Raw genomic sequence first — 16,261 nt, 5'->3', positions numbered from 1 at the left:
AAACAAGATTTTCAATAAGTTGCTTATAATCCTAATTATAGTTAGCCTTTCATAAGTAGCGATGCAACAAAGCCATCCCAGTGTCAGCTACTTTCATGACACCATTTGCTGTGCAGTTTACCTTCAAAAATGAATGTTCGTACAGCTATGGAATGAATCGCGGTATGACGTAGCTTCGCTATAGGCAATGAAGGAAATATTAACTATACTTCTTTTTACCATTGTTTATATTTCCTATTCACATATATTAATATTTTACTCACTTAAAGTAAGCTAACTACCGTTATTAATATTTTTGTAATAAAAATTGTATATGGTGCATGTAATCAAATTAAGAGGAAGATTGTGGAAATTACGCCATCAATAAAAAAAGAATTGAAGCAAAGTACTCTATATATTTGCCTAGAAAAATGCAAAAGTGCATTTTGGTTTATCTTTTGGTTTAGTGCGGGAATCAATTTATTAATGTTATTCCTACCACTTTATACCTCTCAAGTGCTTGATCGGGTGATATCGAGCGAAAGTGTATCAACACTAACTATGCTGACAATTATCACTTTATCTGCATTTGCATGTTCTGCAATGCTTGAAACTTGTCGATATTTAGCCATGGCAAAAATAGGTGATTGGATCGATAAAACTGCAACACCAGATCTGATAGTAAGGTCAATCAGGCTAACGTCAGTGCAGAGCTCAACTTCAAGTGGTGAAGCAATACGAGATCTCGGAGTGATAAAAAATTTCATTACAGGAAATGGTATATTCTCACTGTTTGATACTCCATGGTCGTTAATTTACCTTGTTGTGATTTTCATGATACATACCTCCACGGGGTTTATAGCTATTACTGGAATTATTATATTAGTCTCTATGGCAATATGGAATGAACTTGCCACTAAACGAATATTACAAGAAACCAACGAAGAAACTATACGGAATATCAATGCTATAGATGTTGCAACAAGAAATGCAGAAGTGGTTGAAGCTATGGGCATGTCAGAATTCATAGTCTCTGATTGGTGTAAACGAAATGATCAGAACCGAGCAATGCAAATTAAAGCACAAAATCGCTCTAATGTAATTACTGGAATCACTAAATTTTTGCGCTCAACTCTGCAAATATCAGTGATTGGAACAGGTGCATTACTTGCAATCACAGCTCATAAGACTGCCGGTAGCATCATCGCTGCTTCAATTTTAATGGGTAGAGTATTAGCACCATTTGATGCTGCGGTTCATACTTGGAAGTTTTTAAATCAGGCTAGAATGTCATATGGAAGGCTACAAAGACTTATATTAACATCGCCAAAAAGAGAGCAAACGATGGCTCTACCAGAACCTGAAGGAAAATTGGAATTTGATAGAGTATTTTTTACTCCTTATGGAAGCAATAAGCCGACAGTAAAAGGAATATCATTCATTATAGATCCTGGAGATGTAGTTGGTGTTATTGGTGCAAGTGCTTCTGGTAAATCCACTATCGCAAAATTAACTGTTGGTGTATGGAAGCCAATATCTGGTGTAGTCAGACTAGATGGCGCTGATGTATATACTTGGAATCGAGAAAATTTTGGTAATTATGTTGGCTACTTACCTCAGGATATTGAGTTATTTAACACTAGTGTCAAAGCTAATATTGCTCGCATGAGGCCAGATCCAAATCCTGAAGAAATAATCAAAGCAGCAAAAATTGCAGGAATACATGAACTAATACTAAGCTTACCAAATGGATATGATACAACAATAGGAGGTCCTGGAGGAGTAACGCTCTCTGGCGGCCAAAAACAGCTTCTTGGACTTGCCAGAGCTTTTTATTGTCACACAAAACTTTTAGTACTTGATGAACCAAACGCTAACTTAGATAGCAATGGAGAGGCATGCTTAATTAATGCAATTGGCATTGCAAGAAAACAAAATACTACTACTGTTATCATCACTCACAAGCTACCGTTATTGTCCGTAGTTGATAAGGTGATCCTCATGTCAGATGGTGTCATTTACGCTATGGGACCAAAAGATGAGATTTTGAGCAAATTAGTTGCTCCATCATCAAGTACCACAGAAGATGAGCGCTCTTCAGCAAATGGTTAGTTTACTTACAATAAATTCTGTATCTGAAATAACAACTGTTCCAGAAAAATATATATTTCTTTACCATTAGAAATAATATTACAAGAATAGTAAATAGATTAATAACTCTTATTAATTAAAGTCAATCGGCAGATATAGCTAAAGTGGCTTAGGTTTACCTACAATTTGAAAAACAACAAATTCGTCTTAATGAATTTTCTTAATTTGTTATCTAAATAACTTAATATTAGTGGTAATTTTATAAAAAAATTATAATATAAATAATGTTGCTGCGAAAATTTATAACAATATTTCCCTCTAACGTTTAATGAATTTCAATAAATTGCCTTTTTAATTCTAGATAAGTATATGCTTTGTTAATATGTTTAGTTCAAAATCCAAAAGTAAGTTTATGCTTTCTATTGGAGAAGAAGGCATAATGTTACTATATTTTAAAAATAATACTTTAAATAAAAGGTATTTTGTTAAGGGCAAAAACGATAAAGCAGTTTCCGATTTAATTTCATGTCTTTCGTCAGATAAAAAAGCACCTTTATACCTGGTGCTTAATCATGCAGATCAAAATTACTCGCTACAGTTTATTACAAGGGCAAACAAGATTAGTGCCTATCTATCAGCAAAAACAAAGATGGAGCATTTTTCTCGTAATAATGACATAAGTTCAGTTTTTTTGGTTGAGAAGCCAAACAAATTCAATCAAAACTGGTGCTATCTTCTTGTTTCATCAAAAGCAAAGCATTTAGTAGAATATTGGTTGAATGTGTTTATTGAGATAGGCTCCAACTTTAAGGGAATATTAATGTTTCCTATAGAAATAAGTAATATAACAAAAAAGATTCTACATAAAGATCCTAATAATTGGAAAATTATAGTTGCTGCAACTAAAACGGGAGGCTATAGACAAGTGGTTCTTAAAGAGAATAAAATGGTATTTACGCGCTTAACATCATTTACTAATGATAATTTACCAGGAATTATCGCTGGTGGAATATATCAGGAAGTGCAAGATACTATTCGATCCTTAACTAAGTTTGGGTTTGAAAAAAATAACCCTATCGACCTTTGTATCATAGTGTCAGAAGATATCAAAGCTAGTTTATCAGTCATAAATTTTTCAGAGAACAGTGTGAACATATTAACTCCATATGAGTTAGGCAAACTATTAGGAGCAGAACTAGCTATAAGTGAAAAAGATAACTTTTGCGATACCATAATTTTGTTTCATAGCTTTAAGAATAAATTAGCAGCTATTTTTAATACAAAGGAAACTAAAGAATTTTATCTATTCAATTACCTTTATTTAAACTCTCCTCGAATTTTTCTATACTTCGCCCTGGTTTTAGTTATAACAAACACCCTTTGTTTGCTAAATTTGTATTCAAATTTCAATGTCGCTGATAATTTATCAGCAAAGCAGAACACCTTAAATAACCAATTAACAAAACTTAGCCAAAGCTATAATGTAAAAAAAATAGATGAAATTTATGATTTTATTAATATCAATAATATTTTATCAAAAATAGAATACTCTCCTCTTACACAAGTTAAGTATGTAGAAAAGTTAAAAATACCAGGTATAGAGCTTCGATCATTTGAATGGAATTATAATGAGGCAAAAAGTTATATTACCACAACTTTAAAGTTTAATTTTCAATCCGGTAAAAATATTTCTCATCAATACGAGAAACTACGAAAAAATTTAAACGATAATTTTCGTACCTATGACATTAATATTTCTAGCTTACCTGCTGCTAAAGAGCAAAATCTATCTATTGATGTTGAAATAGGAGAGGCAATGTAGATTAATGACTACCTCTCAATTAAAAAGAAAAGCTACAATTCAGTTTATATCGTATTTGTTATTATCTGTTGGATTAATAGGGTTATTAACATATGTTGTTATCTATAACGAAAAGATTTATAATAAAAACCAAATTGCGATTGATAAAATACGTTCTATTAATTTACAGATTACTGGAATTCAAAAAAAGGAAGTTGTTCTAAATAAAAACCTAGATTTATGGAAAAAAATTTCTTCTTCAAATTTACATAGTAGCAGATACATTGCAAATTTAAATTTCGAGCTTAGCAAGTTATATAAAAAGCACTATATATTAGAACCTGAAATATCAATTTCTATACCCGAAGAAGTTGAGCTCCACAACAAAAGTGAACGCACAAAAGTAATAAAAAGTGAAGTGGTCCTAAATTTAAGCTCAATCAGCGATAAGCATATTTTTTTATTTCTACAGTCTATTCCAAATCTGCCCGGTTATGTTATGATCAAATCTCTTATTTTAAATAAGCAGAGAAATATTGATGCTGCAACTATGAATCAGATTTTGAATGGTAATATGATAGAGATAGTGAGAGCTAATATAGTCTTTGATTGGTATACTATATTAAGTAGATAAGGTGATGAACATAAAGCTGTTTTTTATTTTTACGCTACTCATTTCCAATGTTAATGCATATTGCAGTTGTGAAGATATCATAGAAAGCATAGAAATTTGTAAGGAGTATTCTTGCCGACAATATATTGGCAATGAAGATTTTATTGAGCATAAAATATTAGGATTAAATAGTGGAAATTTATGCGTATATATAGAAAAACAAGGTAATGATGAAATGGTTTGTCATCATTCTCAGTATGGAATGATGATAGAAAAAAGATATTTTGAAAGTATTCTTAAAGTTGGCAATCAAGAAATCGACGATTTTATTGATATAGCAAATTTGCGTGCAAAAGAGTGTTTCTTTATCAACAATCAAAAACTAAGCTATACAGATCGGGACGATATAATAAGAGAAGCAGTGGAAAGTGACTTTGACGTTTTGTCACAATATAGTAACGTAAAAAGCATTTTTTTTGATGAAGAGCCAGTTAATAGAATGGTCAATGAAATGGAAAAGTTCAATTTACGATCTTCAAGAGCTGCAAAAGAGGAGGTATCAGATAATTTCAACTGTAAGGTAGTGAGTTTAGACTCAATTTTATATCTTTCTCCCGATACATGGAAAATATGGGTAAATGGAAAACTGTTTATAAATACCAAGGATTTAAAAGTGCACTCAGTCACTGAAAATTATGTAACTTTTGTATGGACCGTAGATCAAAAAGCAATAAAAAAGCATGCGAATGATTCTCAAAATGTATATTTTGGATATGGGAGTATTATGTTTACGCTTTATCCAAAACAAAAATTTGACTTGGATGGCTTATCTATTAAATAACTTAAATATATATGCGCTTGTAGCTCAGTTGGATAGAGCGTTGCCCTCCGGAGGCAAAGGCCGTGGGTTCGAATCCCTCCAAGCGCACTTTTAATTAAATTTGACAATAGTATTTTCACATAAGATAATAAAAGGATTTATTTAGAGCATAATTATGTCTGGTGGTACCATAAACAAAGTCATACTAGTTGGTAATTTAGGAAAAGATCCTGAAATTAGGACTACACAAAATGGAAAAGAAATGGCAAGTTTTTCAATAGCCACGTCTGAAAGTTGGACTGACAAACTTTCCGGTATGCGCTCTGAAAAGACAGAGTGGCATAATATCGTAATTTTTAGTGAAGGATTAGTAAAAATCGTCAAAGATTTTGCACGCAAAGGCAGTAAAGTTTATGTTGAAGGTTCTTTGAGAACTAGAAAATGGACTGACCAAAACGGTGGTGAAAGATACACAACAGAGGTGGTTCTATATAATTTTAATAGCGCTCTTACTCTCTTGGATTCACGAAATAGTGCGCCAAATCCTGATTACAAGCCAAGTGAATACAAACAAGGTGAAACAGGACAAAAAGATAAACACGAAAGTTTTGACAACGATATAAAAGATGAACTACTCGATGATGAAATACCATTTTAACAATTTAAATTGAAATCTACATTTTTATGGACTGCTTGTATTACTCCTTTTAATTGCAATGGAGATAGCATAGATTATAGCAGTTTGCAGCGTTTACTGACAATGCAAGTTAAAGCTGAAAATGGTGTAGTGTTGCTGGGTAGCACCGGTGAAAGCCTATCGCTTACTGATTCTGAAAAACGCGAGTTAGTTGAATTTGTATGTGAGCTAAAATTAAATACAAAAATTATAATTGGCGTACCAGGAGTGAATCTATATCAGACTCTTGAATGGCTTGATTTTTGCAAGGGTATGCCTATTCATGGCTATCTAATGACAACTCCCATTTATGCAAAGCCCGGAATTATGGGGCAGACTTTATGGTTTGAAAAGCTGCTTGAGAAAGCACATATGCCGGCTATGTTTTACAATATTCCATCGAGAGCAGGAGTGAGTCTTCACGCTGAAACTGTACGCAACTTATCTAGTCACGAAAAATTTTGGGCTATCAAAGATTCAAGTGGCACTGTTGATACTTTAACTCAGTATAAGAAAGTTGCACCAAATATTGAGGTCTTTTGCGGAGATGATAATATGATATCTGATATGGCCGCTTATGGTGCGGCTGGCCTGGTTTCCGTTGCTGCCAATGTTTGGCCACGCATAGCGCATGAATACGTTAAGAAGTGCCTCAATGGCAGGAACCCTCAGGCAGATATCTGGCAACAGGCTTGCGAAGCGTTATTTATTGCCAGCAACCCAATACCCACTAAAGCACTTTTGCATGATATTGGGCTCATAGAACATCAAACTGTCCGCCTACCACTCAGCACAGAAGACTTGCCTTCTGTTGAAAAATTGAGGCAAGTCAATAAAATGATTCTTGGATGGAAAGAATTGGCTACTCTCTAAATAGTCTTGCAACTTTGATTTAATATACAATCCAAGTTTCATTTGAACACTCCCAAACTTATCACTTTATGCCACTGGTCTTCATCTAAAATTTCTACACCTAATTCCACTGCCTTTTTATATTTGGATCCTGGTTTTTCTCCTGCAATTAGGTAGTCAGTTTTAGCAGAAAGATGTGAGCTGACCTTTGCTCCTAGAGTTTTGGCTCTTACTTTTGCCTCTCCTCTACTCATAGCAAGTAGCTTACCAGTAAACACTATAATTTTATTATTTAAAACAGAGTCACTAGAGTTGGAGCTCACAGAAAGAATTTGAAGACAAGCAGTAAGATCATTTAACATTTTGATGTTATGTTCCTTAGAAAAAAATGATTCCAAAGATTCAGCTACTTTTTTTCCTATGCCGTCTATACCTACTAGCTCAGTATTATCTGATGACAGTTCAATCATCGAATTATACCAATTATCATAAGAAACATAATAATCTGCAAGCAATTCTGCTGCAACTTGGCCAATAAATCTAATACCTAAAGAAAATATAAACCTATCTAGAGTTATTACCCTTCTGCTTTGTATAGCATTTAATAAATGAGCTATTGATTTCTTGCCCCAACCAGACTGTTCTTCCAGATTAAATTCATCCAATCTTTCTTCTAAAGTAAAAATATCGGGAATTTGTTTTATCAGACCAAGGTCGTAAAAAAACTCTATCTGCTTATCACCAAGGCCAACAATGTCAAATGCATCTTTCGATACAAAATGCTTTAGTTTTTCTATTATTTGAGCTTTACAGGCAAATTCCTCAGGACATCTTACTGCAGCCTCTCCCTCAACCTGACGTACTTTACTACCACATTCAGGGCATACTTCAGGAAACACAAATTCAGGTGTATTTGGAAGACGAGAATCTCTGCTTACTTCAACGATCTGGGGAATTACATCCCCTGCCCTTTTGATTGTTACAATATCTCCCTCTCTTATGTCTTTACGTTTTATCTCATCTTGGTTATGCAGACTTGCTCTACTAACTAGCACCCCACCAACATTGACTGGCACTAAATCTGCAACTGGAGTTAAAACCCCTGTTCTGCCCACCTGTATAAATATTTTATTTAACTTTGTTTTTGCATAAACCGCAGAAAACTTGTATGCAAGTGCTGAGCGCGGTGCTTTGTGAGTATTCCCTAGACGATTTTGTAGTACCAAATCATTTACTTTATAGACTATTCCATCAATATCATAATCCAAGTTATAGCGACAGTTATAGACCTCGTTATAGAACTTCAGCATTCCATCTAAACTACTCGTTAAGGACTGATGCTCATTTACGCAAAAACCAAGTGCCTCAAGCTTATTTAGTACCTCACTTTGACTTTTCTCTGCTCCACCAATCAAAGAATAAGCAAAATATCTAAGAGGTCTGCTTGCTGTAATGTTTGCATCCAATTGCTTTAGAGAACCAGCGGCTGCATTTCGAGGATTGGCAAATTCATCGTTTTCATTTAACTTTAAAAAGTCGCTGTTACCGATGTATATTTCACCTCTTACTTCTAGTCTTCCTTGCACACCTTGCAAAAACTTAGGAAAGCCTTTTATTGTTGCAACATTGTGAGTGACATCTTCCCCTACAAAACCGTCACCTCGAGTTGCAGCTTTAATAAATCTTCCATCCTCATAAATTGCAGAAAACGACAACCCATCAATTTTTGGTTCACATAATATCTCTATTTTGTCCTCAATTAAAAACCTCTTTATTTTAGACAAAAATTTCTCTACACCTTGTTCATCATAAGCATTCTCAAGGGAAAGCATAGGTTCTTGATGTTCCACCTTAGAAAACCTCTCATCAGGTGGAGCACCAACACTATCTTGTGTTGCATAAATTTCTGGCTCTATTTCAGCTAACTTTTTCTTCAGTTCATCATATTCAGCATCACTTATTTCTGGCTTATTTTTTTGGTGATACAAAACATTATGATAATTTATTTGATCTTGCAGTTTTTCTCTCATCTTTTCTAAGTTAGTCATGATACCAATATAATGCTACATTAGCCTTTGTCGTCAAGCTGTGAATTTTCTTGAATTTATCATATGGTCTTAATCCATCAAATATCAAAGGTGCCACAATGCTATAGCCATACTTATTCTTCTCTTGCTCAATTGTATTAGCAGATCTCGCTTGCTCTAGCCATATATTTATATAAAATTAAAATAAATTAGAGTAAACAATATTGCTATTTAAATGCTAACAAGATTCGCTCCAAGCCCAACTGGCTACCTCCACGTAGGAAACGTACGAACTGCCTTGGTTTGTTGGATGTACACACGCAATCAAAATGGAAAATTTTTACTCCGTTTTGATGATACTGACCTTCAGCGTTCAGATGTCAAATATATAAATGATATCATACAAGATTTGAAATGGATTGGTATCAATTGGGATGCAAATTTCAAGCAATCAGAGCGCTTTGAGCGTTACAATGAGGTGTTTTTGCAGTTAATAAAAGAAGGGCATATTTATGCATGCTATGAAACAAGAGAAGAGTTAGACATTAAACGAAAATTGCAGTTAAAACAAGGACTTCCCCCTGTATATGACAGAAGCGCGTTACTTCTAACTGAGCAAGAGAAAATTAGTTATGAGCAAGAAGGAAGAAGACCACATTTTAGATTTAAGTTGGATAGAAATGAAGTTGTTAAATGGAATGATGAAGTTAAAGGTGAAATAAATATTGCAACCAGTAGCATAAGTGACCCTGTGGTAAAAAGAGAAGATGGAATTTACACATACATGTTACCTTCTGTTATTGATGATGTTGACTTTAATGTAACCCATGTTGTACGCGGGGAAGATCATGTAACTAATACCGCAGTTCAGCTCCAAATGATTAAAGCATTAAAAGCGAAAATCCCTACATTTGCTCACCTTTCTCTGCTACATTTTGATGATAGCAAGATATCCAAGCGAGCCGGCGTGCTAGATATCAAATCTATAAAAGAAGATGAAATTGAACCGATGGCGCTAGTTAGTTATTTAGTAAAGCTCGGAACATCCAATCCAATTGAAGCTTGCGCCTGTATGCAATCTTTGATTGACTCATTTGATATTAAAAAATTTAGCTCAGCATCTGTACAATTCAGCTTGAGTGAAGTATACAAGCTAAATAGCAAAGTGCTGCAACAAATGCCATTTGAAATTATACAAGAACGTTTAAATCAAATTGGAGTGGACTCCTCAGAGTTTTGGTATTTTATAAAGAACAATATAGAAAGGTTTTCTGAGGTGGCCAAGTGGTGGAAAATATGCAAATCCGATATAGAGCCTGTGATTCTTGATAAGGAGCTTATAAAAATTGCGTTCAATGCATTGCCCCAAGGTGATTGTAATGAAAACACGTTGTCAGAATGGGTCAAAACTATTCGACAAACAGTGGATATAAAGGCAAAAAACCTATTTACGCAGTTGCGTTCAGCTTTAACAGGAACAGAAACAGGACCAGAGCTCGCTAAACTATTAATTTTTATCGGCAAAGAAAATATCATTGCAAGGTTAAAAGAAAAGTGAAAACTAAAGAATTATAGCTAATGCAATCCCTACGTCATACCGCGATTCATTCGCGGTATCTCAGCCGCTAACAAGAAATCCCGCTAACAAGCAGCGGGATGACGGTTGTCGTTTAGCCATAAACATTAAGAAATTTACCAAATGAAAAAAAAGGCAAAAGAAGCCCCGTGGTTATTATCCGCTTTAAAATATTGGCGTTTTTTATGTTTTAAACGCTTGACAAGCGAGATTCAGCCGCTTTTAACTGCAACTAACTTACGCTGCAAATGTTTAAGAAATTTACTAAGCAGAAAAAAAGACAAAGAATCCCCAAGTTAGCTAGTCTTTTACTATCTCTGTCGAGTATTGGCATTTTTTGATGTCTTGTAACGCTTTATAAGCGCGTTCAGCTTATTTAGATAAAAATCTAGATGTAGATGAAGTTTTGTAAAGACATACAGTATCTATATACTGCAAAAAATTGAACATAAGACGCCGATACATTAAGTAATCCTTACCTTTTAATCTGCAGATTGGCGAAAGCAAATACAATAGCTTCACTATTATGGTAAGGGAGCTGGCGGAGTTTGTCAAGTAAGTTTTTGTATTTTAATTTTAGAATTTTATAGGCTTTTGTTCTCATGAAAATTATGTTCTCATGAGTAAATTAATGTTATCCTTTTTTGTTGATCTAAAGTTTCTTATGTTCATACACTTACGTGTTCATAGTGTTTATTCGCTGCTTGAAAGCTCGGTTAAAATTGAGGAGCTGATCGGCCTTTGTTTGCGAAATAAAATGCCAGCGGTTGCAATTACTGATTCAGGTAATTTATTTGGTTCACTTGAGTTTGCAGAATATGCGGCAAGTAGGGGAATACAGCTAATAATAGGATGCAATATTATAGTTAAACATTCAGAACAAAATTTACCTATATTATTGCTTGCAAAAAATGAGCAAGGGTACACTAATTTAGTCACTTTGGTGAGTGAGTCTTTTAGAAAGCGCAAGAATAACAGCGATATTCCTTACGTTGATTTTGATGAGCTATTGAATTTAAGTACGGGTCTGATCGCTTTAACCGGTGGATGTTTGGCTCAACTATTGTTGGGGCAAGATAAAGAAACGGTTGAAAAACTGCTTTCAGCATTCAATGGTCATTTATATGTTGAATTGCAGCGTCATGGGCTGAGCAAGGAGCTAGAGCTTGAAGAAACTTTAATAGATTTTGCTTATCAGCGCAATATACCACTGGTTGCAACAAATGATGTATTCTTTACAAATAGATCTGACTATGAAGCTTATGATATATTAACGTGTATATCAGAGGGTAGTTATGCTCTCGAAAATAACAGGAAAAAGCTAACCACTGAGCATTATTTCAAATCTGTGGCAGAAATGGAGGAGCTGTTCAGCGACATTCCCGAAGCAATTCATAACACTTTAGTGATAGCTAAGCGGTGCTCTTACATGCCAAGAAGCAGGCAGCCTATTTTGCCTAAATTTCCTTGTCGAGAAAATAAAACTGAGAATGAAGAACTGAGGGAGCAGGCAGTTGCAGGATTAGAATTCCGTATTGCGAATGAGACAGACATAGACCTTAAACAATACTACGATCGGCTGAATTACGAACTGAGTGTGATAACTTCGATGAACTACGCTGGCTACTTTTTGATAGTTTCTGATTTCATTCGTTGGAGCAAAGCAAATGGCATTCCAGTTGGTCCAGGAAGAGGCTCTGGTGCAGGCTCAATTGTTGCTTGGGGCTTACAGATTACAGACCTTGATCCAATAAAGTTTGGCCTAATATTTGAAAGATTTTTGAATCCTGATCGTATATCGATGCCTGACTTTGATATCGATTTCTGCCAAGAGAAAAGGGACCTGGTTATTGATTATGTTCAGAAAAAGTACGGTTATGTTGCTCAAATAATCACTTTTGGAAAATTGCAGGCAAGGGCAGTATTGCGTGATGTTGGGAGGGTATTACAAATGCCTTACTCTCAAGTGGATAAAATATCTAAAATGGTTCCATTTAATCCAGTAAATCCTGTAACTTTATCGCAAGCGATAGAGTTTGATCAAAATCTGCAGAAAGAACGGGATAGTGATGAGGTAATTGCAAAGCTTCTTGATATATCTCTTAAGCTTGAAGGAATATATCGTCACGTTTCAACCCATGCTGCTGGAATTGTAATATGTGATCAAAAGTTGGAAAATTTTGTTCCTGTGTATTATGATCCAAATTCAGCTTTGCCAATCACTCAATACAGCATGAAATATGTGGAGAAAGCTGGGCTAATAAAATTTGATTTTCTTGGACTTGGTACGCTAACGCTAATAGATCATGTGTGTCGTTTAATTAATCGTGATAGACAAAAGATCGATATTTCTTCAGTTCCTTTAGATGACCAAAAAACCTATGAGATGCTCTCAAGCGGTGATTCAATTGGAGTGTTCCAGCTTGAAAGTTCGGGAATGAGAGAAGCTTTAATTAAACTAAAACCGGACTGCATTGAGGACATCATCGCTTTAATCTCCCTTTATCGTCCAGGACCTATGGATAACATTCCAACTTATGTTGCAAGAAAGCATGGACTTGAGAAGCCAGATTATATTCATCCATTACTTGAGGGAATATTAAAAGAAACGTTTGGGGTAATAATCTACCAAGAACAGGTGATGGAAATAGCGCGTATTCTCTCTGGATATAGTCTCGCAGAAGCAGATTTGCTAAGACGTGCCATGGGTAAGAAAATCAAGGAAGAGATGGATAAACAACGTACACTTTTCGTCCAAGGGGCAACGAAGAATGGCGTTGATTATGACAGGGCAAGTTATATCTTTGACCTTGTTGCAAAATTTGCTGGTTATGGGTTCAATAAATCTCATGCTGCAGCATATGCGGTTATATCTTATCAAACGGCTTACCTTAAAGCTAATTATCCATTAGAATTTTTTACAGCACTAATGAATCTGAATATTGATGATAGAGATAAACTGAATTTATTTTATCATGCAGCAAAGTTTAGTGGCGTTACCGTTCTTTCACCTGATATAAACAAGTCTCAAGCTGAATTCTCAATAGAGGATGAACGCATACGTTATGGTATTGCTGCCTTGAGGAATGTTGGTTTTTCTATAGCGGAAGGAATAGTGAACGTACGTTCAAGCGCTTGTAAGGACATATGGGAATTCATTCAAAATTCAGGTCATATAATAAATAAGAGAGCGCTAGAAAGCCTGATTAAATCCGGAGCATTCGATAGCGTGCATAAGAACAGAAAGCAGCTATATGAGTCAATGGACATGCTGATTTACTTTGCAAATAAAAACAAACAGGATAGAGAATCAAGTCAAGCTGCTTTGTTTGGTAGTCTTGATGTCCTCAAACCGAAACTTGAGAATGTGGAAGATTTTGATGAAGAGAAAAAATTAGAGCATGAGTTATTTTCACTAGGATTTTATTTAACTAATCATCCACTTGAAAAATTTAGAATTCTTCTGGAAAAGTTAAATATTGGGTTTATCGGAGAAAATAGAACAGCAAAAACTGCTGGGGTAATATTAAATGCACGTATGAGAACCTCAGAGCGTGGAAGGTTTGTTATACTCACACTTTCTGATCCCCATAACGTTTCTGAAATAGCATTCTATAATAATGAAATAATAGAAGAAAAAAGAGATTTATTTTCACCAGGAACGTTTGTGATAATTGATCTTGAAGCTTCGGAAAATACAACAAGATTGGCAGGCAAAGATATATCTGAGTTTACAAAAAGAGTCACTTCTACAATAAAAGAATTAGTTCTCACCACTGAGTGCACGGATTCGCAAAAAGCCGCTATGGAATTAAACGCAATATTGAAAGATGAAGGCAGAACCAAAATAATGCTAAAACTTCTTCTCGAAAAACACAAAGTGAGCATCTTATTACCAGGTGCATACTCAATTGCTCCTCAAGTTATTTATGAAATATCTAACTTAAGCTGGATTAAAGGCGTAGAAATTAATACAAATAACTTGCTTATATAAAAAAGCTTTATATAATGAAATATTTAATCGGTATTAAAGGAAGATATAGTGAATCTTTATGAATTTACTTTTATAGCACAACAAGGATTGTTACAGCAAGAAGTAGAGGAGATGGTCCAAGAGCTAGCTGTTTCATTGAAAAATATTAAAGCAGATATTATGTTCCAGCAAATCAGGGATATTCTGAAAAAAGGAAATGACAAGCTTACAAAACAAGAGTTAGAAGTGCGTGCTGAGGACATTAAAGAAAGTCTAGTTGCTTACTCTGATTTCTTGGAAGATCTTACAAAAATTTTATGGGTTGAATTAGAAGAAGATCTTTCAAATTTGAAAGAAGTGAAGTCAAAAATCGATAAAGAGTTGAAAGATGACCTAAAAGATTTAGGAATAACGCAAGATTTTACAAAATTTCTAGGAGGCAGTACTAAAAGTGCGTTTATCCATAACGCAGTAAATGCTTTGAAGAGAAATATTTCAGAACATCTAATAAAGATTTTTCAAGATATTTTAAAAGATTTTAGAATAAACGGTCCAACTCAATCGAGCAAAGCGTTGGAAATGCTTTTGAAAAACATTGAAGCATCAGGATTAATCAAGTATGAACATTGGGGTCTTTTGGATTTTGCATATCACAAAAATAAAATGAAGAGCGGTCATTATTGTATAATGTGCATAAGTTCTACTGCAAGCATTCTGGATGAATTTATGCGTAGAATGAAACTTAATGAGAACGTTATTCGCCACTTTCCTGTGCAGGTTGATAAAATTTTTGAAGGTAAATCTCATATGATGAATAAACAAATTGAGGAGCAAAGCGCATAATGATGAAAAGACGAAATAGTTTTAATAATTCTTACGTATCTGTAAATAATAGGACTGGCTTTAGGCGTTCTAAAGTTTGCCCTCTTGCTGCGTCTAAAGATGAAGACATAGATTATAAGAATATAGATTTATTATCCAAGTTTACCTCTGACTATGGTAGGATATTACCTAGAAGATTAACAGGCGTATGTGCAAAAAAACAAAGGAAGTTACGCTTAGCGATCATAAGGGCACGTTTTTTAGCTCTTATTCCTTACTGTACTAAAAAAGTTTAGGTAATTTATGTTGATAATTTTAAAGGAAAATATAAGGACTTTAGGTAAGCTTGGTGAAGTTGTCAAAGTTAAACCAGGTTATGCACGTAATTTTCTTTTTCCACAAAGAAAAGCGGTGAAAGCTACCAAGGAAAATTTAACAAAGCTAGAGGAGCAACGTTTATTACTGGAAGAAGAGAATATAAAAAGATTAAATGTAGCAAAAGAGCTTGCATTGTCACTACATGATAAGTTTGTGGTATTGATAAAGCAAGCTTCAGAGGATGGTAAAATTTTTGGTTCTGTAACAACACGTGAAATTGCGAAAATTTTACTACAAGAAGGACATGTGATAGATCACCGTAGTTTATCTTTTGGTGGAGTAAGCATCAAAAACTTGGGTGAATACCAAGTAAACGTAGAATTACATAGTGAAGTAGTAGTACCAATTACTATATACGTCGTGAAATCCGAAACAGATGCAAATGAGCTAAGGCAAGTAAAATTGCAAAATCAGAAGTCTGAGCAACAAGAAGCAGAGCAAGATGCGAATAAAGAAGCTACTGATGGTGATGATAGCTGATCAAAGATGATCCCTTGTTATAGTCGTAAAGAAATGTCTGCCATGGCTAAGCTGGTGTCATCCCAGTGCTTCCCTCATGTCATCCCAGTGCGTGACACTGGGATCCAGTTTATTTCATCATGGACATTATTTTATGCTTCTAGAATCCGTTGTCCATTGAATAATTTGCAAAT

Annotated in this window: 12 protein-coding genes and 1 tRNA gene; 12 read left to right on the top strand and 1 reads right to left on the bottom strand. The window is 34.6% G+C overall.

Annotated elements, in window-relative coordinates; genetic code table 11:
• The first annotated feature begins 345 nt into the window (after nucleotides 1-345).
• From OPR50_RS03320 to dapA, 7 genes are all read left to right on the top strand, one after another.
• On the top strand, nucleotides 346-2,091 hold the full coding sequence (locus tag OPR50_RS03320; protein WP_265024265.1) for a type I secretion system permease/ATPase: 1,746 nt from the start codon (nucleotides 346-348) through the stop codon (nucleotides 2,089-2,091).
• A gap of 361 nt (nucleotides 2,092-2,452) precedes the next feature.
• Nucleotides 2,453-3,892: a hypothetical protein gene (locus OPR50_RS03315; protein WP_015589193.1), complete on the top strand. Its 1,440-nt coding sequence runs from the start codon at nucleotides 2,453-2,455 to the stop codon at nucleotides 3,890-3,892.
• A gap of 4 nt (nucleotides 3,893-3,896) precedes the next feature.
• Complete coding sequence (locus OPR50_RS03310; protein WP_265024264.1) at nucleotides 3,897-4,505, top strand: hypothetical protein; 609 nt, start codon at nucleotides 3,897-3,899, stop codon at nucleotides 4,503-4,505.
• Between the two features lie 4 nt (nucleotides 4,506-4,509).
• Nucleotides 4,510-5,325, top strand: a complete 816-nt coding sequence (locus OPR50_RS03305) for a hypothetical protein (RefSeq protein ID WP_264339599.1) — start codon at nucleotides 4,510-4,512, stop codon at nucleotides 5,323-5,325.
• A gap of 13 nt (nucleotides 5,326-5,338) precedes the next feature.
• Nucleotides 5,339-5,412 (top strand) — tRNA-Arg (locus OPR50_RS03300).
• Nucleotides 5,413-5,479: 67 nt separating this feature from the next.
• Nucleotides 5,480-5,962: a single-stranded DNA-binding protein gene (ssb, locus tag OPR50_RS03295; RefSeq protein WP_155969077.1), complete on the top strand. Its 483-nt coding sequence runs from the start codon at nucleotides 5,480-5,482 to the stop codon at nucleotides 5,960-5,962.
• 9 nt (nucleotides 5,963-5,971) lie between these two features.
• Nucleotides 5,972-6,853, top strand: coding sequence for a 4-hydroxy-tetrahydrodipicolinate synthase (dapA, locus tag OPR50_RS03290; RefSeq protein ID WP_264339492.1), 882 nt, complete (start codon nucleotides 5,972-5,974; stop codon nucleotides 6,851-6,853).
• A 38-nt stretch (nucleotides 6,854-6,891) separates the two neighbouring features.
• Here the strand turns inward: dapA and ligA are convergent, their stop codons facing one another.
• Nucleotides 6,892-8,880 (bottom strand): NAD-dependent DNA ligase LigA, encoded by a 1,989-nt coding sequence (gene ligA, locus OPR50_RS03285; RefSeq protein ID WP_264339493.1) that lies wholly within the window; start codon nucleotides 8,878-8,880, stop codon nucleotides 6,892-6,894.
• A gap of 214 nt (nucleotides 8,881-9,094) precedes the next feature.
• Between ligA and gltX the strand changes: the two genes are divergently transcribed.
• From gltX to rplI, 5 genes are all read left to right on the top strand, one after another.
• Nucleotides 9,095-10,417 (top strand): glutamate--tRNA ligase, encoded by a 1,323-nt coding sequence (gltX, locus tag OPR50_RS03280; protein WP_264339494.1) that lies wholly within the window; start codon nucleotides 9,095-9,097, stop codon nucleotides 10,415-10,417.
• A 682-nt stretch (nucleotides 10,418-11,099) separates the two neighbouring features.
• Entirely contained in the window at nucleotides 11,100-14,429 is a 3,330-nt protein-coding gene (gene dnaE, locus OPR50_RS03275; RefSeq protein WP_265024322.1) for a DNA polymerase III subunit alpha, read from the top strand.
• A gap of 48 nt (nucleotides 14,430-14,477) precedes the next feature.
• Nucleotides 14,478-15,251, top strand: a complete 774-nt coding sequence (locus OPR50_RS03270; RefSeq protein ID WP_010082465.1) for a 30S ribosomal protein S6 — start codon at nucleotides 14,478-14,480, stop codon at nucleotides 15,249-15,251.
• Nucleotides 15,251-15,526 carry a 30S ribosomal protein S18 gene (rpsR, locus tag OPR50_RS03265; RefSeq protein WP_007548890.1) on the top strand — a complete coding sequence of 92 codons (276 nt, stop codon included), beginning with the start codon at nucleotides 15,251-15,253 and terminating at the stop codon, nucleotides 15,524-15,526. Before OPR50_RS03270 ends, rpsR begins: the two co-directional genes overlap by 1 nt.
• A 7-nt stretch (nucleotides 15,527-15,533) precedes the next feature.
• On the top strand, nucleotides 15,534-16,088 hold the full coding sequence (rplI, locus tag OPR50_RS03260) for a 50S ribosomal protein L9 (protein WP_006279792.1): 555 nt from the start codon (nucleotides 15,534-15,536) through the stop codon (nucleotides 16,086-16,088).
• Nucleotides 16,089-16,261: the final 173 nt, after the last annotated feature.

It is taken from the genome of Wolbachia endosymbiont (group A) of Epagoge grotiana (genome assembly GCF_947251775.1).
In the GTDB taxonomy this organism is placed as follows: domain Bacteria; phylum Pseudomonadota; class Alphaproteobacteria; order Rickettsiales; family Anaplasmataceae; genus Wolbachia; species Wolbachia pipientis.
This window is presented reverse-complemented; position numbering and strand designations above follow the sequence as displayed.